Origin of the sequence: Trinickia symbiotica (genome assembly GCF_003028655.1) — a bacterium.
GTDB lineage: Bacteria > Pseudomonadota > Gammaproteobacteria > Burkholderiales > Burkholderiaceae > Trinickia > Trinickia symbiotica_A.
The window spans coordinates 212,573-237,742 of the sequence record NZ_PYUC01000010.1; the positions used below are offsets into that span (position 1 = coordinate 212,573).

The window sequence follows — 25,170 nt, forward strand, 5'->3', positions numbered from 1 at the left end:
CATTTCCCGGGTCAAGCCGTGACCGTTTGCGCATGCTTCGACGCTGTCAATCTCGGTTGATGCGCGTCAATGTCTCCGTCGTCGTCGGATGTAGCCTCGACTCGCGACTGCCTTTGTTACCGTCGGCTTGGCGGCAAAATTCCACGAGAGGCGTGCGCCGCTCGAGCGGATCGCGAAGAGATTGCTCGAGAAGGAGGTGCTCGACCACGAAGCGCTGCTCCAGTTGATGGAGGAGCCGGTCGCGGGAAAGGTAGTTGAGGTCAGCAGTGCCGGCTAGCTAGTAAAGCAAAGCAAAACAAAACAGTTCAGTTCGGTGCGTCATGCCTTCATGCCGTTTGCATGGGGAGCGCAGTGGGCTCCTGAACGGCGAATCTCACGCCGTCATGCCGGCATAGATGCCGAACCGCCTGCCGTGCCGTGATCAAGCCGGAGGGCAGCCCGCCGCCCGGCATCACCCATTGGCCCGCCATGACGAACCCGTGCAATCCCGCCAGTGTCGATGCCAATGGCCGAAAACCGGTCTCGGGCGTCGGCAGCCATCCCTCCATACTTCCTTTCCAGTTGCCCGTGTGGCGAATCACGGTGGCGGGCGTCGAAACATCGACGACTTCAACTGCATGGCGAAGCGGTTCGGTGCTCCTTTCGATGATCGCGATCACTGCGTCCGCGATGCGGTTTTTCTCCGCTTTATACCTTGCTGGATCTTGCGCCTGAAGCGCGGCCCAGAATTCGACGTTGCGCGTCGGCAGCGTGCAGGTGAGAGCCGTTTTTCCGGGAGGTGAGAAATGAGGATCGAAGTGGAAAACGCGGAACGAAACCTGGCGTAGACGGGTGCCGGGATCGACCGTCAACGGATGATCGAGCACCCGGGTGATGTACCCGCAGTATTGGGAGAGGTCGAGCGCGACGCCGAGCGAGACTTGGATCCATGACGGAAACGGCTCGAGTGTGCGATAGAGGTGCCTCGTCGCCTCGTCGACGTATTTTCCGTCGAGAAGATCGAAAATCGTAGCGTGCCCATCCGCCGCAGAGATCACCCAGTCGGCCAGCATGCGCTCGCCGTCCTCCAACTGGATGCCGACCGCGGCATTGTGTTCGACAAGGATCTTGCACACTTTCTCACCCAGCTGCAGTCGCCCGCCCATCGAAACAAAGCGGTCGGCAATGCGTCCGATCACGGCTTTTGATCCGCCGATCGGATAGCCTGCGTTGCGATTGCTGACCCAGGCCATCGAAAAAACCAGCGCGAGGGCCGACAGGTGTGACATTTCACCGTCGCCGAAGAAGGCGCGCAAGAGCGGGGAGTGGTAGCGTGTGCCGTATTCACCGGCACTCACGCGGCCCCACTTCCGCAAAAGCGGGAAATAGGGAAGCAAGCGGAGGCGAGTCGCACAATCGCGAATCCAGGAGTTCCCGGGCTGCGGCAACGGACAGTGACGCAAGCCCCGCGCGGCGGCGGCGAGCCGGCGGATTTCGAGTTCGTCCTGTGGCGATTGCCGGAGGAGTTCTCCTTCCATCTGGTCGACATCCGAATAAATGTCGAGATGATCTCCGCGTTCGTTCACGATCGTCATCCACTTTTCCGGGTAGAAGAACCCGACGCGATCGATATCGAAAACCTCATGCCATTGCTCGTACATGGGATCGTCCGAATTGGAGCCGAGCAGCCAATGCAGGCATCCTTCAAACGTGTAATCGCCGCGCCGCCAGCTCGTTGCAAGTCCGCCCGGCCGCTCGTGTTGCTCGACGATATCGACTTCGTAGCCGCATTTTCGGGCGAGCACGCCCGCGCACAAGCCGGCGATGCCAGCCCCGATGATGATGACTTTACGACCGTTCGGGGTCATGTTTTCGCTCTCAATCCGCAATCCGGAATCCGACCGTCTGAGCAAGAATCGGCAGTTCGTCTTCGTTGAGGCTCAGTGCATCGCCGAGCAGGTGATGATTGATCCAACCGCGCACTACCGTCGCGAGCCCTGCCGATGCGCAAAAGAGCGATACGTTTTGCGAAATTGCCCCCGCCGTCACCGCGGAGAACGTGTCACGCTGCGAAGCAGGGACAGTCAGCAGCTTCGATGTACGAACGACGTAGACGAGATCGAGGGGGGCGGTGCCGACGAAGTCCTGATACCCGGCCATGTTGCGCGCGTCGATAGCGTGCTTGAGTATCAGCCGATTCGTTGGTGGATCGTAGCGGTAGACGCCGTTGGGCAGCGCGGCATAGATGTCGACTTCCTGAAAGCCGTACGGCGAAGGTGCGGTACGCCCGCCCGAAATCGAACGGTTGACGCCGTCGGCCGCCCAAAGCAATGCTCCGAGCGTGTCGATGGGGATCGGCGTCGCCGCGAATTCCCGCGTGCTCGCGCGAAGTGAAAGGGCCGCCATCAACGGTACGCCCGCCAGCAAATCCGGTCGAGGCAGCTTGATGACCTGGGGCACGTCGCCGCGCACCGGTTTGGGAGCAAGGCCGGCTAGAGTCTGATAGGCCAAGGATTGCATCTGCGTCATTTTGATCTCCCGTCATCGATTGCAAAGAAAGGGTCGCCGCCGCGCGCCCGGAACCATGCGCTGTGCTGCTTATTTGCCCTGGAGTAGATCCATGAAGGGCGGGAATGTCAGCAAGACGCTGAGCGTCAGCAGAATGAAGGCGATCGTCGTTACGCCTCCGAGCGCGACCGTTTTCGCATGCCATTTGCGTGCGAGGGCGAACCAAGACAGTAGCCACACGACGATTGCGCTTGTGGTGACACCGGAGAGCGGCCCTGTGGGGGTGCAAAAGGTCAACAGTCGTGCGACTGCAGGGAGAGCATCGCCTGCAAGCGCAAACATGCCCACCGCGAAGCAGCCGATACCGGCCGCGAGGATCGCGGCCGCTGCCGGGCCACTCGGGAGCGTATCGGGTTTCTTGGCCGGCGTCGCGTGCGGCTTGCCGGTCACTTCGCTCGTAGATACGCTGGTTTCCTGTTCCTGCTGCGCAGCGCTACCCTGCGACGATGACCTGATCTGAGAGCTCATTTCTACTCTCCTCGCATGAGGTGGATCTCTACGCCGCCGCGAACCGGGGCATACTTGTTCAAGAAGGCGCCGAATGCACCGGCGACCGCAGTAGCGGCGAACGCGACGACCGTAAAGGCAAGGACGGCGCTGCGAATCTGACGCTGCCGTGTCAGCGTGGGTCCGTACTTCGCGAATACGTACGCCACCATCGTCATCGCTATCGGCGCGAGCCAGGCAACATGCTCTTTCCATTCCATGCCGATGCTGTGCCACCCTGATGTTTTGGGGCTCGCCGTCAAAAGCTGCCGCGGATAGTCGGACAAATGAAAGAGGCCGTTGGGCGGCGCGGCGCGGTACCACGGGTAGACGATGTACGCACCCGACAGCACGGTGGCCCACGCGAGGATCACCATTGCGGACAGATAGGCGACGAGCAGCTTGTGTTCTCTCGCTGTTGCCGCGACGGGGACGCCGGGCGTCGACATTCGATAGAGCTCGGCAAGGGCTCCCGAGAAAGCGAGCATGAATAGCGCGCCGAATCCCATCCCGTGCAGGACGGTCATGAAATCTCTAAACGTAATCTCCATGGCGGGCCTCCTCGATGCGACCATTTCCACGCTTGCATGGTCGTACGCGCCACGTGCGTCATGTTGAGCTGGATCAACGGATACGATCGCCTGTAACCAGTTGATCGACGTCAAGGCCCAAAGCGCTGCCGCGAAGGAGACTAACTGCTATATGCGAGAAACCGTCGCGATCTTTTCGCGGGCGATTGCTCGCGCACGGGGCATCGCCATCCGCCGATGCCTGGCAACGTCAGCAACGAAGCGCGGATGAGCGCACCGAGAGGAGGCCATTCATGGCCGAGATCGTCACTATCACGCCCAATCCCAGCATCGACCTTTCGTTTTCAGTCGAGCGTCTCGTCGACACGGTGAAGCTGCGGTGCGGTGAGCCCCGAAAGGATGCAGGCGGAGGCGGGATCAACGTTGCGCGCGTCTTGCGACGCCTTGGGAGCGAGTGCCTGGCCATTCATCTTGCAGGTGGACACACCGGCTTGGCCCTGGATGCGCTGCTCGACGCTGAGCGCGTGCCCTACAAGTGCATTTTTATCGGCAACGATACAAGAGAGAACGTCACGGTGCTCGAGACGTCGAGTCGCCGCGAGTTTCGGTTCATCATGCCGGGCCCGACCGTGACGGAGGCGGAATGGCGACGCTGCCTCCGTTACCTCGACGTGCTCGACCCGCAGCCCCGGTACGTCGTCGCAAGCGGTAGCCTGGCTCAGGGCATGCCGCACGACTTCTATGCACGAATTGCGCGGTGGGCGCAAACCAACTGTGTCCGAATGGTCCTGGATGCGTCGGGCGATGCGCTCGCGGCGGCACTCGAGGTCGGGGTGTTTATGGTCAAGCCGAGCCTCGATGAGCTGCGCGAGCTTACCGGTGCGCCGCTCGCGGACGCCTCGGAGTGGCGCGACGCGGCGCGGCATCTCGTGGGGCGCGGCCGCGCGCGCAACGTGGCGCTTACGCTTGGCGGGCGTGGCGCCATCCTCGCCACGGAGGATCGAATTGTCAGCCTGCCAGCCATACCCGTGAACGTCGTCAGCGCCGTCGGCGCGGGCGACAGCTTCCTTGCCGCAATGGTTTGGGCGCTCGACCATGACGCGAATGCGGAAGAGGCGTTGCGCTACGCGATAGCCGCGGGTTGCGCCGCGGTGCTGAGGCCCGGGACGGCGCTTTGCCATCCCGCTGACGTGATTCACATGTATCGGGAGTCGTATGGTGTGATGCCGTGCGAGGTCGGTTTATGAACAAGTGGCAAACTCGTGGTCTGACGAGACTGCGAGTTGCTTGTCGCCCTTCAGGCTGAAAATTCCTCGAACGCTTCGAGGGCATGCGTCGCATACATCATCGACGGCCCACCTCCCATGTATACCGCGGTGCCGAGTACGTCTTCGATTTCGGCTCTGGTAGCGCCTAGCTTTGCCAGCGCGCGGGTGTGAAAGCCGATGCAATCGTCGCAGCGACACGCAACGGCGATTCCGAGCGCCACCAGTTCTCGCACTTTTCTATCCAGAGCGCCGTCCCTGGTACCGGCTGCTGACAATTGGCTAAACGCGGTCATCAAATCCGGCTGTGTTTGGCGCATTGCGCGCATTTGGCCGGACACCGCGCTTACCGCGTCTTTGAATTTTCCGCTCATCTTCGCCTCGACTAACTGAAATCGAACCACGCGCTACTGCTTAAGCGGCTATCACTTCGTGCTTCGGCGTGGCCACCTCAACACCACCGGGAATCAGCAACACGGGGCAGCACGACATCCGCACGAGCCGTTCGGCAACGCTGCCGAGCAGGAATCGCTTGACGCCGCGACGCCCATGCGTGCCCATGACGATAAGGTCGCAGCCGGTCGTGCGCGCCTCTTCGAGAATGCGCTCGGCGACGTTGCCCCCCGGCGCATCGACTTCGACGACGCGCGCGATACCCCTGACCTTCTCGCGCTGCATCAGCGCTTGCGACTCGGCTTTCAGTTGTTCGCCTTGTTGTTGAAGCGCGTCGCGCACGATCGATGGATCGAAGCCCGGGGCTTCATAAGCCGCGATCGGCACGTCGATGACGAACAGCGGTATCAGTTCGGCCCCGATTTCGCGTGCGAGCGAGAGTGCGAAGCCGAGGGCACGCTGCGCGGTTTCGCTGCCATCGATCGGCGCGAGGATGCGTTGGTACATGATCGATCCTACCTGTGCAGACGTTGAGAACGGCGCAACCGGAGCGCTGCGCTTGATTGCAGTGTAGGAGCGGCATCTGTTTGCAGTTTGACGCCAATCAAGTGAGCGCTCTTCGAGATGCGCCATTTCGGACGCGCCGTACAGCCTACGCGCGTGCGGATCGCTCCATGAAGATTCTCTGGCGAGATTCTTTGTTGATGGGCATCAACCGCTGCCATGCGGACGCTTGCAATCATTCAGGCATGGAAAGCCTTTCCCCAATGAGGTGACACCATGTTCAAGAGAGCGCTGTTCATCGTTCTATTGACGCTGCCAGGATCGTTCGTCGTTCTGGGCATTGCCTGCGTTCACCCGTGGGTGCGAAGGGAACTCGTGCAACTGGCAGGTATATCGGGCTCGCTCGAACGTGTCGGAAGCGCATATGCTGCTGCGAAGCGATGGACTCGAGCAGAGGGAGACAGTCGTGCCTGACATTGTTCAATATCGAGCATATGAAATTGTCTGGATGAATAACGATTGACCTCGGTCAATGCAGTCGAGGCAATGCAGCGTAGCGTGACAGACATAGTCCATGCAACGCGCTCAAGGTGAAAGGAGACGGCCATGCAAGCGATCGATGTCATGACTCCCTATATCGTGTCGGTCAAGCCAGACATGACCGTGCGTGATGCAGCGGCTCTACTCCTGGAACACGGCATCAGCGGCGCGCCGGTCATCGATTCTGAGGGACATCTGGCCGGCATGATCAGCGATGGCGATTTACTGCATCGGGTCGAAATCGACACTGAAATGCCCCGTCGCCCCTGGTGGTCCGAAATACTGTTGAGCGGCCGTGACGCCGCGGACTACGTCAAGGCGCATGCGCGTCTGGTGCGGGATGTCATGACCGAGCATGTGATCACGGTCGACGAGACGACGCCGCTCGATCAAGTCGCGAATCTGCTGGAAACGCACCGCATCCGGCGAGTGCCGGTAATGCGTGAAGATAAGGTCGTCGGCATCGTCAGTCGCGCCAATCTCGTTCAGGCGCTGGCAATCTCACCGCTGGAGCCCAGCCCGGAGCAAGCCGCGAGTGATCGCGAGATTCGGGCCATGCTGATGGGCGAGACTGCCGGCCGTCAATGGGCCCTCCCGGGGCATAACGTCACGGTCCAAAATGGTGTCGTGCACCTGTGGGGCTACTATGTCTGGTCTCACGACCAAGTGGAAGCGATGCGTGTTGCGGCCGAAGGTATTCCGGGAGTGAGAGCGGTCGAGGACCATACTTGTGCCCTGCCTCCGATGATCGGCGCGTAGAGACGCGTCATCATCCCTGAAACCGCGCATCTCCCGGCCGAAACCGGCACCCGAGCCGATATCTCGAACCCGGATGCACGAAACGCGCGAACGTCACTGCCGCGCCGTTCATCCACGTACGTCTCACGAGCGCGAGGCACGGCTCATCGGGGCCGATTTCGAGCAGCGTCGCTTCGGCGCGCGTCGGCAGGCACGCATCGACGACGTGCTCGATCTCGTGCGCGGGCAGGGTCGCGGCGAGGTACTCCGATGGCTGCACCGCATTGAAGTCTTGCTCCAGAAAATCCGGCACGGCGGCTGGGTTCACATAGCGATCCTCGAGCCGCACCGGCACGCCATTCTCGCGATGAACGCCGATCAGATGAAACACGGATGAGCTGGGCGGCAAGCCGAGTGCGTTGGAGACGGCGAGCGGTGCGCTCTCGCGTTGCGCGAGCACGGTCTGGTAGTCGTATTCATGCCCCCGCGCGCGAATTTCCTCGCCGATATGCGCGATCATCAGCAGCGTCGACTGCGGCTTTGCTTCGGCAACGAAAGTGCCCACGCCCGAATGCCGCGTGATCCATCCTTCCCCGGTCAGCTCGCGCAGCGCGCGGTTGATCGTCATGCGCGAGACGCCGAGCGATTCCACGAGGTTCAGCTCGGAGGGAATGCGGTCGCCGGGCTGCCAGGCACCCGATTCGATCTTTCCGCGAATGAAGCTTTTGACCTGCGCGTAGCGCGCAATCGGCATGTCCGACTCGCCCGCGTTGTCCGCAGTGGGGGTGGGCTTCGCCGACGTCGGTGCCGGCATGCCTGGTCTCCTCGCTCTTCGGGGTAGCGTGGCAGACATCATCAAGCGGGCTCGTCTTGCGCGCCCCGCGACCAGAACGCATTGCGATCGAAGTAGTTCTGCAGAAACTGGCGCAGGCGCGGATGCTTCGCATCATGGAAGACTTCGCGCGGCTTGCCTTGCACCGCGATGCGCCCTTGATCGATGAATACGACCTTGTCCGCCACCTGCGCCGCAAAACCCATTTCGTGCGTGACGACGGCCATTGTCATGCCATCGCGCGCGAGCTGCTTCATCACCTGTAAAACTTCACCGACGAGCTCGGGATCGAGCGCCGAAGTCGGTTCATCGAAGAGCATAATGTGCGGCTCCATGGCGAGCGCGCGCGCGATCGCCACGCGCTGCTGTTGGCCGCCGGACAGCTTCGCCGGATAAGCATCGCCCTTTTGCGACAGGCCGACCGTCTCCAGCATCACGCCGGCCCGCGCACGCGCCTCGTGGCTCGAAAAACGCCGCACGCGCAGCAGCGCCTCCATCACATTGTCCAGAGCGCTCATGTGAGGCCACAGGTTGAACTGCTGAAACACCATGCCGACATTGCGCCGAACGCGATTGATCTCGGCGCTCGATGCGCGTACGCGCCGCCCCTGTCGCTCGCGGTACCCGAGCAGTTCGCCTTCTATGCGCACTTCGCCTTCATCATAGGTTTCGAGTCCGGCGAGACAGCGCAGCAGCGTGCTCTTGCCCGAGCCCGAAGGGCCGATCACGCAGACCACTTCCGACTTGCCGATGTCGAGATCAATGCCGCGCAGTACTTCCGTTTCGTTGAATCGCTTATGCAAGCCGCGCACTTCCACGAGCGGCGCGACGGACGCATTCACGAAGATCGGCCCCTCGTTGACTTCGGACGGAGAAAGCGGGGAATCGATCATGGCAGGCGAGTCCGATACGTTCAGGCAAGATAGCGGGTCACGCGTGCTTCGACCCACATCCCGGCGCGCGATGCGAGCTCGACGAGCACGAGATAGCAGACGCACAGCGCAAGCAAGGTCTCGACGAACGCGAACGTCGCCGAGCCGATGCCCGTCAGCACGAACGTCAGCTCCGGCACTGTGACGATGGAGAGCACCGCCGTTTCCTTGCTGAGCACGATGATGAGGTTGATCAACGCGGGCACGATCAGCACCAGCATCTGCGGAATCTGGATGCGCCGGACGGTCTGCCAGCGCGTGAGGCCGAGACACGACGCCGCTTCCAGATGGCCACGCGGCACCGCCCCGAAGCCCGAGCGGAAGGCCTCGGCGAAATACGCGCTGCCATAAAGCCCGAGGCCGAGAACGCCCGCGGTGAGCGGCTCGAGCGTAAGGCCGAACGAGGGCCCGCCGTAATAGAGCAGAAAGAGCTGCACGAGAAACGGCGTGCCGCGAAAGAGCTCGATATAGAGGCGCAGCGCACCGCGAACCCATCGTCCGCAAAAGAGGTGCGCCAGCGCGATCAAGAAACCGATGACGATGCCGAGCGCGACACCGGCGACCCATGTGCCGAGCGTCGTCGCGAATCCCGCGCCGATGGCGGGCAGATTGTGCGTGAGGATGGTGGGATCGAATTGCTGCATGGCGACCGTCTCAGGCGTGCTGCAAGCGTAATTCGGCGGCGTGCGCGGCGAAGGAAAGCGCGCCGCAGATCACGAAGTAGATGAGGCCCGCCGCCGCATACGCTTCGAGCGGACGATAGCTGCTCGCTGCGATGTTCTGCGCGGTGCGCGTGATTTCGGCCACGCCTACGACGGAAATCAGCGACGACGCCTTGATGAGCAGCACCATCTCGTTGACGAGCGAGGGGAGCGTGAGCCGGAACGCCTGCGGCACCTGAATACGGCGCAACATGTCGAACGGCGAAAGCCCCAGCATCTGAGCGGCTTCGAGCTGTCCCGGCGGAATACTCAGGAAACCGCCGCGCAGGATTTCAGCAACATAGGAAGCCGAGCAGAGCGCCACCGTGCTGATAGCTGCGACGAGCGGCGGCACATTGATGCCCACGAACGGAAGCAGGTAATACACGAGCAGCAGTTGCACGAGCATCGGCACGCCACGAAAGAAGAACACGTAAGCGCCGCCCGCCATCTGCCATGTCTTGCTGGAAGATAGCCGCGCGCTACACACCGCAACGGCGACGAAGAAACCGATCAGCAGGCCCGCGAGCGAAATGCCAACCGTGGCGAGCGCCGCGTGCAACAAGAGTGGCATGCCTTGAACGAACACACTCAGGCTGAACATGGCATCGGCTTCCCTGAAAAAATCCGGGAACGTGCTTCAGTAGTTCGGGACCGGCATCGTGGAAGGTACGTCCATCGCTACGCCGAACCACTTCTTCTGCAGCGTGGCGAGACGGCCGTCCTTGTTCAGCTTCACGAGGGCGGCGTTGAAAGCATCGAGGAGCGGCTTGCTGTCCGCATCCTTGCGCAGGCAGTAGGCGAAATACACCTTCGCACCGAAGGGCGGCTGCACCACTGCGAACGTTTCGGGCCGCTGCTTGGCCACGTAGGCGATGTTGGTCATCGAGTTCGCCACAGCCACGATACGGCCGGCCGCGAGATCCGCATATGCCTGATTGTTGTCGATGTACTCACGCACTTCCGGCGGCTTCGGCAGGGTGGCGACGTAGGCCTTCAGCTGATCGAGCTGCGCCGAACCCTTGCCGCCGCCCACCACCTTGCCCGAGACATCAGACGATTGCTTGATGGTCGAATCGTTGGCGCGCTTGAGGAAGGCATCGGTGGCATCGGCGATGGGCAGTGTGTACGCATAGCGCTCCATGCGCGCCTTCGTCACGGTAAGCGGGCCGCCAACCATGTCGAACTTTCCCGCTTCAAGGCCGGGCAGAACGCTCGGCCAGGGCAGGTCGATGAAGCGCACCTTTACACCGAGTTCCTTGCCGATCTCCGCGAACAGATCCTTGTTGAAGCCCGCTTGCTGGCCGTTCTCCAAAAAGTCGAACGGCGCGAACTGCATTTCCGTGCCGACGACGAGTTCGCCTGCCTTCTTTACCTTCGTGAGCTGATCCTCAGCGTAGGCGCAGGCACTCGCGGCACACAGCGCGACCATCAGTACATATCGTTTCCAGCCTGCAAGCATCTTCATGAGACGTCTCCGAGGTGGCGCGCGAGAGGGCGCGGTGGTCGAGCGTTGGCTCAGTATATACCGCGAAAATTTGCGTACGGGAACAAAAAAACGATGCTCGGTTTCACTGATGCGGGCTCATCCGCCGATCAACGAAAAGGCCGACGAAAACGCCTTGCATTGCAGCTTGCATGTGCTGTTTTGGCGGTATATACAACGTAAGAAGCGTGCGTCCAGCACGCGCCACCCGCGAGGAACCGCCGATGCCCGCTGCCCGAATTCCCGTGATCGACTTCGCCGGCGTGATCGAGGGCGATGCCGCCGCGCTTGCCCGCGCGGGGCGTGAAATCCATCAGGCGTGCACCACGATCGGCTTTTTCTACATTGTGAACCACGGCGTGCCGCAAACCGTCATCGACGCGGCGGCCGAGGCGGCGCGCACGTTCTTCGCGTTTCCGGTGGAAACGAAGCGGCGCGCAGCGGTAAATCAACGTCATCGCGGCTTCAACTCGCTCGGCGATGCGACCATGTATCAGGCGAAGAAGCCCGATTACAAGGAATTCTTCAGCATCGGCCTGGAATTGCCGGAAGACGATCCCGACGTGCTGGCGGGCCAGGCGCTGCGTGGACCGAACAATTGGCCGGACTTCATGCCCGCGTTGCGCCCGGTGCTCTACGGCTATTACGAAGCGATCGGCGCATGCGGCGCGCATCTGCTGCGCGCCGTGGCGGCGAGCCTCGGCATCGACGAACAGTTTTTCGCGGCACGTTATGGCAAGCGGATGCAGCGCACGCAGATGGTCTACTATCCGCCGCAACCTCCCCAGTCCGATGCCGACCAGTTCGGCGTCGCGCCGCACACGGACTACGGCTGTATTACGCTCTTGTGGCAGGACGACGTGGGCGGCCTGCAGGTGCGCGAAATAGCCAGCGATACATGGATCGATGCGCCGCCCATGCCGGGTAGCTTCGTTGTAAACGTAGGCGACTTGCTCGCGCGTTGGACGAACGATCGCTTCAGATCGACGTTGCATCGCGTCATCAACGCATCGGGCCGCGAACGGTATTCGATCGCGACGTTCTATGACCCGACTTACGACGCCATCGTCGATCCGGTCGATCTCCGCACGCCTGCCTCCGAGTCGCGCTATGCGCCGGTCGCCGCAGGCGACTATATTCTCGGGCGCATCAACGACTCCATGGGCTACCGCAAGAAGCGCGCGGCAGAACAGGGCACGGGAGCATGAGCGGCGCACCGTCGAAGTCGCTCGAGCGCGTCATCGCCGCGCTGCGCGGCGCACTGGGCAATGACGGCGTGCGCACCGGTCACGCGATACCGGAGCAGGCGATGACCGACTGGACCGGCCATGCGCCCATGCGTCCCGCCGCGCTCCTGCTGCCTCGCTCGACTGACGCCGTTGCGCGCGCGCTTGCCATCTGCAACGAAGCAGGCCAACCCGTGGTGCCGCAAGGCGGCATGACCGGGCTCGCGGGCGGCGCGATCGCTCGTGCCGATGATATTGCGCTGTCGCTTTCGCGCTTCGCGGGCATCGACGAAATCGATCCGGCCTCGGCCACGATGACCGTGCGCGCGGGTACGACGCTACAGGCCGCTCAGGACGCCGCGAGCGCGGCGGGTTTCGAGCTTGGGCTCGATCTCGGCGCGCGCGGCTCGTGTCAGATCGGCGGCAATCTCGCGACGAATGCCGGCGGCAATCGCGTCATCCAGTCGGGGACGGCGCGCGATCAGGTGCTCGGTCTCGAAGTGGTGCTCGCGAGCGGCGCGGTGCTGAGCTCGATGACCAAGATGACGAAGAACAACACCGGTTGCGACCTGAAGCACCTTTTCATCGGCTCTGAAGGGACGCTCGGCATCATCACGCGGGCCGTGCTGCGTCTCAATCCGCCGCGCGGGCGGCGCCATACGGCGCTCGTCGCGGTCGATGGTTACGATGCGGTGGTGAAGTTGTTGCGGTCCTTGTCGGCGCGCTTCGGCAACGACATCGGCGCGTTCGAGATCATGTGGCCGGACTTCTTCGATTTCGGCGTCGCGCTGACGGCGCACGCGCGCTCGCCGTTCGCGGCGGCGCATCCGCTCTATGCCCTGATCGAGCACGCCGGACTCGATGCGTCAGACGAGGGTGAAGCGTTTTTTGCCGTGCTGGCAGAGGCGCTCGATGCCGGTCTCGTGCGCGACGCAGTGCTGGCGCAGTCGGTCGCCGATGCACGCGCACTCTGGGCCGTGCGCGAATGCACCGCCGAGTTTCCCGCGCGCATGGACCCGGTGAACTTCGACGTGAGCGTACCCATCGGTGTCATCGGCGAGTTCGTCGATGTGTGCCGCGCGGCACTGGATAAGCGCTGGCCTTCGAACCGCAGCTACTTCTTCGGGCATATTGGCGACTCGAATCTGCATGTCACCGTGGACGGGCATTCCATACCGGGCGTCGCGCACGACGACGTCTACGCCTTTGTCTACGAGATGCTCGCGCCGTATGGCGGATCGGTTTCGGCCGAGCATGGCATCGGATTGCTCAAGCGCGCCTACTTGCCGTTCTCGCGTTCGCCCGAAGAGCTTGCGACCATGCGCGCGATCAAGGCGGCGCTCGATCCCAAGGGCATTCTCAATCCGGGCAAGGTGATCTGAGCTGCCGTATCCAAGCGCATAGCCGCTTGCAAGGCTTTACGGTAGCATCCGCACCGACGACATGGAGCAACTGGACATGTATGCCCGTCGTCCGAATGCCATATGGATGGCGTTCGAACTGAGCAGGAAACGCATTAACCAAAATGAAGACGATCTCGATTGCTGTTCTCGCAACCGCGAGCTTGCTGTGTGCGAACGCACACGCCACCCGTAACGCTGGCGGTGTGGATGATGCCGAGGGGGCTTACGCCGTGTTGTTCCCCCTGGCGCAGGCGGTACCTCAGCCGCGATTGACGCCGGGCGCACTGAATCCCGATGTGACACAGGCGACGATACATTCTACGATCTGCGTGAAGGGCTATACGCGCACCATTCGGCCAGAGGAAGGTTACACGCAGCGCCTTAAGCGAGAGCAGATCGCGGCATACGGCTATAGCGACCGACGGCTGCGTGACTACGAGGAAGATCATCTCGTGAGCCTCGAACTCGGCGGCTCGCCGACGGATCCGCGCAACCTTTGGCCCCAACCGCATCACGTCGTCGGAGGATGGGGCTCGTACGCGAAGGACCGCCTCGAAAACAAGCTCAAAAGTCTGGTATGCAAAGGGCGTCTGCCGCTGGCCGATGCGCAGAGCGCAATCGCGAGCGACTGGATCGGCGCCTATAAACGGTTTGTCGGCCCGGCGGCGGACGACACGCGCGAGCGCAGGTACGGAGACTGACGCAAACTGCTGCTTGCGAACGAAAGCGCTCCGTCGTTGGGCTCAACGTGTTCCGAATGCCGGCGGCATCGCTTACCGATGAAAATAGTCGGGCAGGCGAAAGCCGTCAAAAGCGTGATTGTCGAGAATCGCATGGCGGAATTCATCCGACTGGTAAGCGGCCACGATATCGGCCGTCGCGCGCGAATTGCGGTTGGCCGCCTTGACGACGACCTGATTCACATACGGCGATGTCATCTGCTCCAGCGCAAGTGCGTCGACGAGGCGATGACCGCTCGCAATCGCGAAGTTGCCCTGGATCGCCGCATAGTCGACGTCCTCGAGCGCGCGCGGCGCCTGCGCGGATTCGAGCGGCACGATGCGGATGCCGGCCGGATTCGCGATGACATCGTGCTCGGTCACATCGACAGGATTGGGATTCGGCCGGATGCGAATCCAGCCGATGTTCTGCAGGATCTTTAGCGCACGCTCCATGTTGACGGGATCGTTCGGCACAGCGATCGTCGCGCCGCGCTTTACCTCGGCGAGCGAACGATGCTTCGTCGAGTAAAGGCCCATCGGCGGTGTCGGCACCTGCACGACAGGGACGAGATCGGTGCCGTTGCGATCGTTGTACGACTTGAGGTACACGCTGTGCTGCATCACGTCAGCGGTGATTTCGCCACTATAGACGGCGTGATTCGCTTCCAGGCCGGTGCTGAATTCAACGTACTGCACTTTATAGCCCTTGCGTAGAAGTTGCGGCTCGATACCCTGACGAAATTCGTCGGCATACGGGCCGGGAACGAAGCCAATGCGCAGCGTTTGATGCGTTGTCGCTCCCGGGTCGTCGGCGGCATTTGTTGCGTTCGAGGACAAAAAAAGGATCGCACTGACTGCAATCGTGGCGAGGCGAGTGAAAGCGGTGGGGCTGTGCATGAAGACGTTCCTCATCATTTTGATGTGATGCCGATTATCGTGAAGCGTGTTTGCTGTGGTCAAAGAACGAATCCATCAATCGATAGCCGTCTTAGTGTTATCGGGCTCGCTGACTGCTGCACGTATTGAACGTGCTCGCGCCAATTCTTCCACGCGAATAACGTAAGCCAAAATCCGTTGTTACTTGAGCGAAGGCGCGTCCCTATACTCGAAGGCTTGTCTGCCGTCGAACCTTTGCTGTCCGGTGCGCGTGCCGGCCTGCATGTCACAAAACGAGGAACAACGAATGCTCGCTCAAGACCTCTCGAATTCCGCCGTGCATGCGCCGCTCCGGGCAGCGCTCGCCGGACTGCCGGCGCTCGCAACAACCATCGGCGAAGGCGCCGCGGCGCGCGAGGCACGGCGCGAACTGCCGTTCGATGCCTTCGCGCTTTTCCGCCAATCGGGCCTCGGGCGTTTGCGCCTTCCTGTGGAATGGGGAGGCCTCGGCGGCTCGCTCGAAGACGAGTTCCATGTGATTGCCATGCTCGCCGCGCACGAGAGCAACCTTGCGCACGCTTTGCGCATTCATTTCGACCAGACTGAGACGTTGCTTCTTTCGCCGCGCACACCGTTCAACGAGGCGCAGATCAAGAGGATCGCGGACGGCGCAATTTTCGGCGGCGCATCGACAGAACTCGGGACGTCGCGCCCCGGTGAAATCACGACGCAACTGCGTCGCGACGGCCAGCATTTTCGGCTGAGCGGCCGCAAATACTATGCAACGGGCACGGCGTTTTCCGACTTCGCACGCCTGAACCTGCACGATGAGAACGGCAACGCCGTGATCGCCATCGTCCCCGTCAAACGTGAAGGCTTTCGCGTGCTTGACGACTGGGACGGAATGGGCCAGAGGATGACGGCAAGCGGCAGCCTTGAATTCGACAACCTGCTCGTTCGCGAGGAAGAGGTGACGCCTCGCGTGCAGACGTCACTGGTTGGTCGCCACTGCAGCGCGCTGCGACAGTTGCACCTCGTGGCGGTGGGCGCGGGGATCGTGCGCAATGTGGTGACGGATGCCAAAACCTACGTACTGCGGCATGGCCGCCCCGTGCTGCACAGCCCTGCGCCGTCCGCGCGCGAAGACGCGTTCATCCAGCAGGTCATCGGCGAGCTGACGGCTCACAGCCATACAATCGACGCACTCGTGCGCGACAACGCCCGCGTGCTGGAGCGCTCTTCGCAGGCGATCCGCAACGGCGATCCGGGTGCGGAAGCGCTCGTGCTCGAAGGCGCGCTCGCGACGGCACGCACGCAGCTGGTCGTCAGCAAACTCGCGCTGTATGCGGCCGAGCGCATGTTCGAAGCAGGCGGTGCATCGGCAACCTCGCGCGCGCACAACTTCGACCGTCACTGGCGCAACCTGCGTACGATCTTTAGCCACAATCCGCTGACGCATAAAGCGCGCGTGATCGGCGAGTACGAGCTGAACGGCGTGACGACGCATCTGACGGAAGGCCGGGTTTTTTAAAGAAGTACGTTACGCGCGGCGAGGCATCACACGATGCATAGCGCGCAACGACATATCGATGTGCCGATTTCTTCGTGGCGGCGGGTGGACTGGCATTCGACAATATCCGCGTTACGTTCAACCGGGGTTTGCTAGACGATGAGCCGTGTTACGACAGAGGCAGTGCCGCGTCGCCTGCATCTCAATGTCAACATCCTTCACTCGGGCTTTGTCCCTTCGGCGTGGCGGCTCGACGATGCGGACCCGCGCGCATTCGTTGACGTGAATCACTACGTGCGCGTCGCGCAGATCGCCGAGGAGGGCAAATTCGATGCGGTCTTTCTTGCGGACAACGCGGCGATTGTCGACCAGATCGATTTCCGCCCGATCACCGCGCTCGAGCCGACAGTGCTGCTCGCCAGCGTTGCGGCCGCGACAACGCGCATTGGCGTGATCGGGACAGCATCGACCAGCTACAACGAGCCATACAACATCGCACGGCGATTCGCGACGCTCGATCACGTGAGCAATGGGCGAGCGGGATGGAACGTCGTAACGACGGCGGACTTGGCGTCCGCGCGCAACTTCGGCCGCGATGCCGTACCCGATCATGCGGAGCGTTACGAGCGTGCCGCCGAATTCACTGAGCTCGTGAAGGCGCTTTGGGACAGCTGGGAGGATGATGCGTTCGTGGGTGACAAGGCGGGGGGCCGTTTCATCGACGTGTCCAAAGTGCACCCGGTTGCATATCGGGGGCGGTACTTCGATGTTCAAGGACCGCTCAATCTGCCGCGCTCGCCCCAAGGGCATCCTGTCGTGGTGCAGGCGGGCGGCTCACCGGATGGACGCGATCTGGCCGCACGGCATGCGGAAGCCGTGTTTTCGGCTTCGCAGTCCTTCGAGGAATCAGCGGCGTACCGGCGAGATCTCAATGCACGCGCTGCTGCATACGGTCGGAAGGGCGTGAAAGTGCTGGCCGGTCTGACGACGATTATTGGCTCGACTGAAGCCGAAGCTATGCGCCGCCGTGATGAATTGATTGACCAGATTCCATGGCGCTACAGCCTCAACCGCCTGGCCGGCACACTCGGTATCGACGTGGAGCGGCTGAAGCTCGACCAGCCGTTGCCCGACGATCTCGCACTGCCCGCGGGCGGCAATGGGAACCATACGTTTTTTCACGCGACCATCGCCCAGGGGCGCCGCCATGGCTATACAGTGCGCGAATTGATTCGCTCGCTTGCGGGCGGAACCGGCCATCGTGTGCTCGTCGGTTCGACCGAGCAGATCGCCGACGACATCGAGCGATGGTTCAATGGCGGCGCGGCCGACGGCTTCAATCTGATGCCGGACGCTCTGCCGAGCGGCCTGCGCGATTTCGTGGACGGCGTCGTGCCGATCTTGCGGAAACGCGGCATTTTCCGCAGCGAATACGAAGGTGCGACGCTGCGCGAGCACCTTGGGCTGGCGCGTCCCGACCATCGGCAATCATGGCGCAAGCGCGCCTAGCCCACTCCGCGGTACCGATGTGCAGATCGAGCAGAGGTCCCATCGGCAGGCGCTACCCTCGTGAGTAACTCACCTAGCGGATCGCCCGCAGGGCCCGCTTCGCGCTCAGCATCATCAACAGGCTCGAGAGGGCGTTGAAGACAAAGAGCCCGCTCGGGCCGATGACAGTCATCAGCAGGGAAGCGATAGCGGGGCCGATCAGGCCGCCGACCGAAAACAGCAACAGAAGCGTGGCGGAGACCGCCACGCGCAGGTGTGGTTCGGTGCGGTCGTTGACGTGCGAGACGATCAAACCATATTGCGTGAACGTCACCGCGACAAACGCGAGCATGGCAACCCAGACGATCGCGGGCACATGAAGAACAACGAGCACGAGGCTAAGACCCGCGGATATCTGCGCCGTCGTATAGACGAGCCGCCGCCTGTCGATGCGGTCGGACAGCCGTCCCATCGGCCACTGCGGAATGAGTGCACCGATTAGCGCCACGCCCATGAACGTCGATAGCTCGGAAGTCGAGAACCCCGTGCGCGCGAGGAACACGGGCGTCATCGAATAGAACGTGCTGTAAAGAAAGCCGGCCAGTATGCAGCCCGGTATCGCAAGCGGCGTCGCGTGCGCCATCGAGCGAAGACTATTGCGCCAGCTATGGGCGGGCAAGCGATCGAGGCTTTCGTCGGCCACGCGGACTGGCCACCCTTCGAACAGCGAAACGGGCATGACCGCGGCGGCGAACAGGGCGGCAACGAGCGAGAACAGGCGGCCGTCGGGACCGTCGCCGAGGTGCAGCAGGAATTGCCCTGTTCCGACAGCCAGATAGTTGAGGCCCGCGTATAAGCCAAAGATTTGTCCCCGGTTCTCGTTCCGGGATGTTCCGCTGAGCCAGCTCTCGATCGACGTATACAGTCCCATGAACGCAAAACCGGTCAGCGACCGGATCAGGGCCCATGCCAAGGGCGACTCGAAGACGTTGAACGCGAGGGCAAGGATGGCCACGGCCGCTGAAAAAGCAACGAACGTCCGGTGCTGGCCGATCCTGTCGATGAGCCGGCGGTTGCATACCGCACCGACCACGAATCCTCCGTAGTAGCACGACTGCACCAGCCCGACGACGAACGTTGGTACGTCAGCATGCAGCATCCGCAACGGAATGAGTGTCTGGAAAAGCCCGTTGCCGACGATGAGCAACGCGTAACCGCTAAGCAGCCCGGCGAGCGATTGATAGCCGCCGAGAGCTTGCGCGGCGGGCCGGTGTGTCGTCGCGGCGGCGGGTGGCGTTCGCCGCCCGAGAAGCTTGGCCTCGGAGAGTGGCCCGGTTCGCACGGGCTCCTGGGGGGCCCGATCCATCTGCTCCCGGCTGGTGCCGGGCTCTGAAATTGATTCCTCGCGAAACTCTGACATGACACCTTCTTGGTCACCGCCGTCTTTGCGACACCGGGCTTGCTCTGTTCAAGGGGCGTTCGATCCGCGCAGCGCGAAGAGGCAGCATCTCCCCCGGAGCGGGCGCAAAGTCATCAGGATAACGGGCTCTTACCGAGATGGTAAGAGACAGTGAGCGTGCGCCAACATATAGCCGCGGCTCTGCATGGTCGCGAAAAATGGGGTGCGAAGTCGTGAGGCGAATGGAGAGTGGGCTGCCCGAGCCCGGTGTGAATGCGGTGCAGCTCGAATGTGTCAGTCGATCTACATGGACGAAACCGCGCCGTTCGATTACCGGCCGGACCTTGCTCAGCGTGCCCAGCCCGTGGTCGAACGTATGGTATCCGCGGCGTTGCAGGCAGTGCGCGCACTGCCGCGGTGATGCGATTGCGCCTGCCCGATCAGAGCGATTTCGTCAGTTCGGGTACGACTTCGAAGAGGTCGGCCACGAGACCATAATCGGCGACGCCGAAGATGGGCGCTTCCGCATCCTTGTTGATCGCGACGATGACCTTCGAGTCCTTCATGCCCGCCAGATGCTGGATGGCGCCTGAGATGCCCACCGCCACGTAGAGTTCGGGCGCCACGATCTTGCCGGTTTGGCCGACCTGCAGATCGTTGGGCGCATAGCCCGAGTCCACGGCGGCGCGCGAGGCCCCGATCGCCGCGCCGAGCTTCTCCGCGAGCGGATCGAGCAGAGCGAAGCTCTCCGCACTGCCAAGGCCACGGCCGCCCGAAACGACGACGCGCGCCGCCGTCAGATCCGGTCGGTCGTTCGCGGCAATCTCGCGGCGCACGAACGTCGACAAGCCCGTGTCGGCCACGGCGGCGACTTCCTCGAGTTCAGCATTGCCGCCTTCCTTGGCCGCTGCTTCAAAAGCGGTGGTGCGAATCGTCGCGACCTTGATGGGGTCCGGCGACTGCACGGTCGCAATGACGTTGCCGGCGTAGATCGGGCGCTGCAACGTATCGGCCGAGTCGATCGCGATGACGTCCGAAATCTGCGACGCGTCGAGCTTCGCGGCAACACGCGGTGCCGTGTTCTTGCCCGAGGCCGTGGCGGGAAAGAAGATATGCGTGTAGTCCTTCGCAAGGGCGATCACCTGTGCGGCGAGGTTTTCGGCGAGGCCGTCGGCAAGATGCGGAGCATCGACGAGGATGACCTTGTCCACGCCCTCGGTCTTTGTCGCCGCCTCGGCTACGGTGCGCGCGCCGCTGCCCGCAACCAGCACATGAATGCCGTTCGTCAGCGTTCGAGCGGCCGAAATCGCATGCAGCGTCGAGATCTTCAGTTGGACGTTATCGTGTTCCGCAATGACGAGGGTAGGCATTCAGATCACCTTTGCTTCGGTTTTCAATTTCTCGACGAGCGCGGCTACGTTCGCAACGATGGCACCCGTCTTGCGAACCGGCGGCTCGACGACCTTGAGCGTCTTCAGACGTGGTGCCGGATCGACGCCGAGATCCGCGGGCTTGATCGTTTCGATCGGCTTCTTCTTCGCCTTCATGATGTTCGGCAGCGTGACGTAGCGCGGCTCGTTCAAGCGAAGATCGGTCGTGACGATGGCGGGAAGACGCAGAGAGACGACCTCGAGTCCGCCGTCCACTTCGCGCGTGACCGTTGCCGTGCCGTCGCCGATTTCGACGTTGCTGGCGAACGTGGCTTGCGGCCAGTCGAGCAGGGCGGCGAGCAGTTGGCCCGTTTGTCCCGCGTCGTCATCGATTGCCTGCTTGCCGAGAATGACGAGCTGAGGACGCTCGCGATCGATGACCGCCTTGAGCAGTTTCGCCACGGAGAGCGGCTGCAGCTCCACATCGGTCTCGACCAGGATGCCCCGGTCGGCGCCGATCGCCAGCGCCGTGCGCAGCGTTTCCTGGCTTTGCGCGATGCCGCACGAGACGGCGACGACCTCCGTCGCCTTGCCCGCTTCCTTGAGGCGGGTCGCCGCTTCGGTGGCGATCTCATCGAAAGGGTTCATCGACATTTTTACGTTGCCGATATCGACGCCGCTTTGATCTGACTTGATGCGAACCTTGACGTTGTAATCGACAACGCGCTTGACTGCCGTAATCACCTTCATTTTTGCAATCCCCACTATTTCAATCGTTCAGCGAATGACGGCCCGCTCGATGACGACGAGCACAGGCGGCCTGATCTCATGAGCTGGCACTGACGCGCACACGGCAGGCGTAAGGCGCAGAGGCCCATCGACTAGATTCACGACCATCGCGTGCCCCGGCTCGACGGTGCCGGCCGTCGAGGTCGGCTCATCGCTATAGCTGCACGCGCTGTCGAGCGCAATTACGACGGCGGCACAACCGGGCGGAACGATCGTCGCCTCGCCGATCGCAAGAACTTTCGCGCGATACCGGCCAGACGCACTCATGACGTTCAATACTGTGACCGGTCCATTCGCGAGGCTTGCATGCCATGTCGTTCCGCCGTCATACTCGGCGGCCTCGAACGGCTTCAGCACGACGGCCGACGCTTCATGACGCAGCGTCACGCCGCTGCCGCGCACGACGAAAGAAACGCGCGTGATGCCGTCGAAGCGGGAGTAAGGGCCATCGCGCTCGACCTCGGCGAGACTGATTCGCCACTCGCCATCTTTTGCCGCGAGGGTTCTCGTGATTCCGCCGCCGTTTCGCCATGGTTCGGCAGGCACTGCGTAGAGCGGACGGATCTCGATCGCAGACATCGTTCGCCTCTCAAGACACGGCGCCCAGGCCGTACTTACCCGTCAACAATTCGCCCGTCGTAAAGCGTTCGATCGAGTACGGCTTCAGCGAAACGTCAGTGGGCAGGCCGAGCGCTTCTTGCGCGAGAACCCGGCCAACCGTTGGCGAGAGCTTGAAACCGTGACCGGAAAATCCATAGCCCACGACGAGGCCTTCGATGCCGGGAAGCGTGCCGAGCACGGGATTCCAGTCGGGCGTGACGTCATACACGCCTGTCCAGGACGACGCGATACCGGCCGCCTCGTATTCGGGGAAGCGTTCCGCCACTTGCGCGCCTACGTCGACGACGTAATCCATCGGAATATCGCCTTGCTCGGTTTCGGCCGTGTTGAGCCGCTCACCGACGACGCCTTCGCTGACGAGCATTTGGTTGCCGCCGTAACTGCGGTAATAGAGCATGCCGGTCGATGCAAGGTCCTTGAAGACGGGCATCGAATAGGTGTACTTGGCGGCTTCGCATTCGAGCGCGAGCACGGCGTGGCGCTCGGGCATGAGCGGGAGATCGCGCCCCGTCCAGCCTGCCAGCTCGGGCGTCCAAATGTTCTGCGTGCTGATGACCGTCGAAGTGGCGAAATCGCCGATGTTGGTCGATACGCCGACAACCTTCTTGTTATCGAACAGGATCTTGTTGACCGTGACGTTTTCCCGAACCGTCACGCCGCCGCGGCGCGCGGCGCGTGCGAAGCTCGTGGCCACGAGATACGCATCGGCGAAGCCGGCTTCCGGTTCATAGCCGATGAGCGCCGCATCGTCGAACCGTGCAATCGGCAGCAGTTCGTTTGCCTGCTTGGCATCGAGCAACTCGAGCGGAATGCCTTGATCCTTCTGCTGGGCGAGCGACGCGCGCAGCGGTTCGAGCTTGTCCCCCTCGCTCGCCACGATCATATAGCCGCACTTTACGAGGCCGCATGAGGCTTCGTCGTCACCGAGGTACGCCGCGAAATCGTTGAACACCTCCCACGATTTGCGGGCTAGCTCGACGTTCTCCTTGACCGAGTAGTGGGTCCGCAGAATGCCCGACGATTGCGAGGTCGTTCCCGCACCGATGGTTCCGCGATCCAGGACCAGGACATTCTTCGCGCCCAATTTGGACAGTTGGAAAGCCACCGAGCTGCCAACGACACCGGCGCCAATCACAACAACGTCATAAGTATTCACGGTCCATTCCCTTTTCGATCAAGGCATGGGCGAAGTGTGAGGCGAGGAAATCCGGGGCGCGAGAATATAAGCAGAATCGATGCTTAGCAGAAGCGAAGCTCAGCATCACGAGACGCGAGACGCCGCGATTCTGGCAGTTCTGCGCGTTGATGACGAGTCGCTCCTCGCTACCCGAACATGCGATATCGAAGGGCGGGTTTGAATCGATCCGATACAGCGTGCCCCGCGATTACTAAATCATTTTCACGCTGAAATCGATTCGTTGTCCGAAGGAATAACCTTCTTCCAAAGCCTCGTTTGGTCGCGCCGCGGATCGCTGATAGTTTGTGCGAAGAGTCGTTTTGACGGGCTCTCACTTTGAACTCACGCCGATGCATTCCATGACTTTTTCCCACTCCAACGATGCGCCCATTCTCTCGCGAGGTGCCGATTACGAGCAGGTCGCTTCGCGTTTTCGCCCGATCTTCGACCGTATTGCCGAAGGCGCAATAGAGCGCGAACGGGAACGCACGCTTCCCCATGAGCAGATCGCCTGGCTCAAGCAGGCCGGCTTCGGCGCGGTACGAGTCCCCGTCGAGTATGGTGGTGCGGGCTTGTCGCTACCGCAACTCGTGCAATTGCTTATCGAGCTCGGCGAAGCGGACACGGCATTGCCGCAGGCACTGCGCGGTCATTTCGCTTTCGTCGAGGATCGTCTCAATGCGCCGGTAAGCGCGAACCGCGACACATGGTTCCGGCGTTTCGTTGCTGGTGAGACGTTCGGCAATGCGTGGACGGAGGTGGGTGATGTGGCAATCGGCGATGTTATCACCCGTGTTTCGCGCAACGGAAACGGCTGGGTCGTCAATGGAACGAAGTATTACACGACGGGCAGCATCTTTGCGGACTGGATCGACGTCTATGCGCGCCGCGACCCGGATGGGACCGACGTGATTGCCGCCGTGAGCACGCATCAGCCGGGCGTGAGGACGACCGACGACTGGGACGGATTCGGGCAACGTACGACAGGCAGTGGAACGACGGTATTCGAAGCCGCGCAAGTCGACGAAGAGAACATCATCGACTTTTCGACGCGCTTCAAATATCAGACGGCGTTCTATCAACTGGTCCTGCTTGCGACTATCGCGGGAGCGGGGCGCGCAGCGTTACGCGACATTTCGCGTGAAGTGCGCGAGCGCCGACGCGTCTACAGCCACGGAAACGCGTCGTCGATTAGCCAGGACGTGCAGGTTCAACAGGTCGTCGGACAGGTCGCGGCGAAGGTTTTTGCCGCTGACGCGACGGCGGTCAGAGCGGCGCAGGCCTCACAGCGGGCCTACGAAGCGCGTTTCGGTGGCGACGAGCGGGAGGAGCGCGATGCGAATATCGCGGCGGAGCTCGACTCCGCGAGAGGTCAGATTGCCGTAGCGTCACTCGTCCTTCAAGCGACAACCGAACTGTTCAATGCGCTCGGCGCCTCCGGGACAAGCGAGTCCAGGCTGCTCGACCGGCATTGGCGAAACGCCCGGACAGTGGCATCGCACAATCCGATCATCTACAAGGAGCGCATCATCGGCGCGTGGGAAATCAATCGCACGGAGCCGCCATACGTCTGGCAGATCGGCAACGGCAAGTCGTAGTAGGTTCCGCCGGGAGCAGCCCATCAACCATTTTCCG

26 protein-coding genes are annotated in these 25,170 nt (G+C 62.1%); 9 read left to right on the top strand and 17 right to left on the bottom strand.

The window, feature by feature from the left end; all coding sequences use genetic code 11:
- Positions 1-326 precede the first annotated feature (326 nt).
- The 4 genes from C9I57_RS20850 to C9I57_RS20865 form a co-directional block, all read right to left on the bottom strand.
- The gene (locus C9I57_RS20850) at positions 327-1,847 is read right to left on the bottom strand and encodes a phytoene desaturase family protein (RefSeq protein WP_107152525.1); all 1,521 of its coding nucleotides are present in this window, start codon (positions 1,845-1,847) and stop codon (positions 327-329) included.
- A 10-nt stretch (positions 1,848-1,857) separates the two neighbouring features.
- Complete coding sequence (locus tag C9I57_RS20855) at positions 1,858-2,508, bottom strand: SagB/ThcOx family dehydrogenase (RefSeq protein ID WP_107152526.1); 651 nt, start codon at positions 2,506-2,508, stop codon at positions 1,858-1,860.
- Between the two features lie 69 nt (positions 2,509-2,577).
- Positions 2,578-3,015, bottom strand: coding sequence for a hypothetical protein (locus tag C9I57_RS20860; RefSeq protein ID WP_107152527.1), 438 nt, complete (start codon positions 3,013-3,015; stop codon positions 2,578-2,580).
- Positions 3,016-3,017: 2 nt separating this feature from the next.
- Complete coding sequence (locus tag C9I57_RS20865; RefSeq protein ID WP_107152528.1) at positions 3,018-3,584, bottom strand: hypothetical protein; 567 nt, start codon at positions 3,582-3,584, stop codon at positions 3,018-3,020.
- Between the two features lie 272 nt (positions 3,585-3,856).
- Here C9I57_RS20865 and C9I57_RS20870 point away from each other — a divergent pair, with 272 nt between their 5' ends.
- On the top strand, positions 3,857-4,810 hold the full coding sequence (locus C9I57_RS20870; protein ID WP_107152529.1) for a 1-phosphofructokinase family hexose kinase: 954 nt from the start codon (positions 3,857-3,859) through the stop codon (positions 4,808-4,810).
- A 50-nt stretch (positions 4,811-4,860) separates the two neighbouring features.
- On the opposite strand, the gene C9I57_RS20875 is transcribed toward C9I57_RS20870, so the two are convergent.
- Positions 4,861-5,202 (bottom strand): carboxymuconolactone decarboxylase family protein, encoded by a 342-nt coding sequence (locus C9I57_RS20875; protein ID WP_107152530.1) that lies wholly within the window; start codon positions 5,200-5,202, stop codon positions 4,861-4,863.
- Positions 5,203-5,242: 40 nt separating this feature from the next.
- Positions 5,243-5,728, bottom strand: a complete 486-nt coding sequence (locus C9I57_RS20880; protein WP_107152531.1) for a universal stress protein — start codon at positions 5,726-5,728, stop codon at positions 5,243-5,245.
- 603 nt (positions 5,729-6,331) lie between these two features.
- Between C9I57_RS20880 and C9I57_RS20885 the strand changes: the two genes are divergently transcribed.
- The gene (locus C9I57_RS20885) at positions 6,332-7,024 is read left to right on the top strand and encodes a CBS domain-containing protein (RefSeq protein WP_107152532.1); all 693 of its coding nucleotides are present in this window, start codon (positions 6,332-6,334) and stop codon (positions 7,022-7,024) included.
- 10 nt (positions 7,025-7,034) lie between these two features.
- On the opposite strand, the gene hutC is transcribed toward C9I57_RS20885, so the two are convergent.
- From hutC to C9I57_RS20910, 5 genes are read right to left on the bottom strand one after another with little or no spacing between them, the layout of a single operon-like run.
- Positions 7,035-7,856 (bottom strand): histidine utilization repressor, encoded by an 822-nt coding sequence (gene hutC, locus C9I57_RS20890; protein ID WP_107152605.1) that lies wholly within the window; start codon positions 7,854-7,856, stop codon positions 7,035-7,037.
- 2 nt (positions 7,857-7,858) lie between these two features.
- The gene (locus C9I57_RS20895; protein ID WP_107152533.1) at positions 7,859-8,728 is read right to left on the bottom strand and encodes an amino acid ABC transporter ATP-binding protein; all 870 of its coding nucleotides are present in this window, start codon (positions 8,726-8,728) and stop codon (positions 7,859-7,861) included.
- Positions 8,729-8,748: 20 nt separating this feature from the next.
- Positions 8,749-9,411 carry an amino acid ABC transporter permease gene (locus C9I57_RS20900; RefSeq protein WP_107152534.1) on the bottom strand — a complete coding sequence of 221 codons (663 nt, stop codon included), beginning with the start codon at positions 9,409-9,411 and terminating at the stop codon, positions 8,749-8,751.
- 10 nt (positions 9,412-9,421) lie between these two features.
- Positions 9,422-10,072, bottom strand: a complete 651-nt coding sequence (locus C9I57_RS20905; protein ID WP_107152535.1) for an amino acid ABC transporter permease — start codon at positions 10,070-10,072, stop codon at positions 9,422-9,424.
- 36 nt (positions 10,073-10,108) lie between these two features.
- Positions 10,109-10,936 (bottom strand): transporter substrate-binding domain-containing protein, encoded by an 828-nt coding sequence (locus tag C9I57_RS20910; RefSeq protein ID WP_107152536.1) that lies wholly within the window; start codon positions 10,934-10,936, stop codon positions 10,109-10,111.
- A gap of 242 nt (positions 10,937-11,178) precedes the next feature.
- Here C9I57_RS20910 and C9I57_RS20915 point away from each other — a divergent pair, with 242 nt between their 5' ends.
- From C9I57_RS20915 to C9I57_RS20925, 3 genes are all read left to right on the top strand, one after another.
- Positions 11,179-12,162: an isopenicillin N synthase family dioxygenase gene (locus tag C9I57_RS20915; protein ID WP_107152537.1), complete on the top strand. Its 984-nt coding sequence runs from the start codon at positions 11,179-11,181 to the stop codon at positions 12,160-12,162.
- Positions 12,159-13,562, top strand: a complete 1,404-nt coding sequence (locus tag C9I57_RS20920; protein ID WP_107152538.1) for an FAD-binding oxidoreductase — start codon at positions 12,159-12,161, stop codon at positions 13,560-13,562. Before C9I57_RS20915 ends, C9I57_RS20920 begins: the two co-directional genes overlap by 4 nt.
- Before the next feature lie 143 nt (positions 13,563-13,705).
- On the top strand, positions 13,706-14,284 hold the full coding sequence (locus C9I57_RS20925; RefSeq protein WP_258187751.1) for a hypothetical protein: 579 nt from the start codon (positions 13,706-13,708) through the stop codon (positions 14,282-14,284).
- Positions 14,285-14,356: 72 nt separating this feature from the next.
- Here C9I57_RS20925 and C9I57_RS20930 read toward each other — a convergent pair whose 3' ends face one another.
- On the bottom strand, positions 14,357-15,202 hold the full coding sequence (locus C9I57_RS20930) for a MetQ/NlpA family ABC transporter substrate-binding protein (protein ID WP_258187752.1): 846 nt from the start codon (positions 15,200-15,202) through the stop codon (positions 14,357-14,359).
- Between the two features lie 286 nt (positions 15,203-15,488).
- Between C9I57_RS20930 and C9I57_RS20935 the strand changes: the two genes are divergently transcribed.
- Complete coding sequence (locus C9I57_RS20935; RefSeq protein ID WP_107152539.1) at positions 15,489-16,712, top strand: acyl-CoA dehydrogenase family protein; 1,224 nt, start codon at positions 15,489-15,491, stop codon at positions 16,710-16,712.
- 138 nt (positions 16,713-16,850) lie between these two features.
- Positions 16,851-18,200, top strand: coding sequence for an LLM class flavin-dependent oxidoreductase (locus C9I57_RS20940; protein ID WP_107152540.1), 1,350 nt, complete (start codon positions 16,851-16,853; stop codon positions 18,198-18,200).
- A gap of 73 nt (positions 18,201-18,273) precedes the next feature.
- On the opposite strand, the gene C9I57_RS20945 is transcribed toward C9I57_RS20940, so the two are convergent.
- Positions 18,274-19,599: an MFS transporter gene (locus C9I57_RS20945; RefSeq protein ID WP_107152541.1), complete on the bottom strand. Its 1,326-nt coding sequence runs from the start codon at positions 19,597-19,599 to the stop codon at positions 18,274-18,276.
- 268 nt (positions 19,600-19,867) lie between these two features.
- Between C9I57_RS20945 and C9I57_RS33320 the strand changes: the two genes are divergently transcribed.
- A complete protein-coding gene (locus C9I57_RS33320) occupies positions 19,868-19,999 on the top strand; it encodes a hypothetical protein (protein WP_258187753.1) in 132 nt (43 codons plus the stop codon).
- A 19-nt stretch (positions 20,000-20,018) separates the two neighbouring features.
- Here the strand turns inward: C9I57_RS33320 and C9I57_RS20955 are convergent, their stop codons facing one another.
- From C9I57_RS20955 to C9I57_RS20970, 4 genes are read right to left on the bottom strand one after another with little or no spacing between them, the layout of a single operon-like run.
- Positions 20,019-20,948 (bottom strand): electron transfer flavoprotein subunit alpha/FixB family protein, encoded by a 930-nt coding sequence (locus tag C9I57_RS20955; RefSeq protein ID WP_107152542.1) that lies wholly within the window; start codon positions 20,946-20,948, stop codon positions 20,019-20,021.
- Entirely contained in the window at positions 20,949-21,698 is a 750-nt protein-coding gene (locus tag C9I57_RS20960) for an electron transfer flavoprotein subunit beta/FixA family protein (RefSeq protein ID WP_107152543.1), read from the bottom strand.
- A 27-nt stretch (positions 21,699-21,725) separates the two neighbouring features.
- Positions 21,726-22,316, bottom strand: a complete 591-nt coding sequence (locus tag C9I57_RS20965; protein ID WP_107152544.1) for a HutD/Ves family protein — start codon at positions 22,314-22,316, stop codon at positions 21,726-21,728.
- 10 nt (positions 22,317-22,326) lie between these two features.
- On the bottom strand, positions 22,327-23,514 hold the full coding sequence (locus C9I57_RS20970; RefSeq protein ID WP_107152545.1) for an NAD(P)/FAD-dependent oxidoreductase: 1,188 nt from the start codon (positions 23,512-23,514) through the stop codon (positions 22,327-22,329).
- 380 nt (positions 23,515-23,894) lie between these two features.
- Between C9I57_RS20970 and C9I57_RS20975 the strand changes: the two genes are divergently transcribed.
- Entirely contained in the window at positions 23,895-25,133 is a 1,239-nt protein-coding gene (locus C9I57_RS20975; RefSeq protein ID WP_107152608.1) for an acyl-CoA dehydrogenase family protein, read from the top strand.
- The last annotated feature ends 37 nt before the right edge of the window (positions 25,134-25,170 follow it).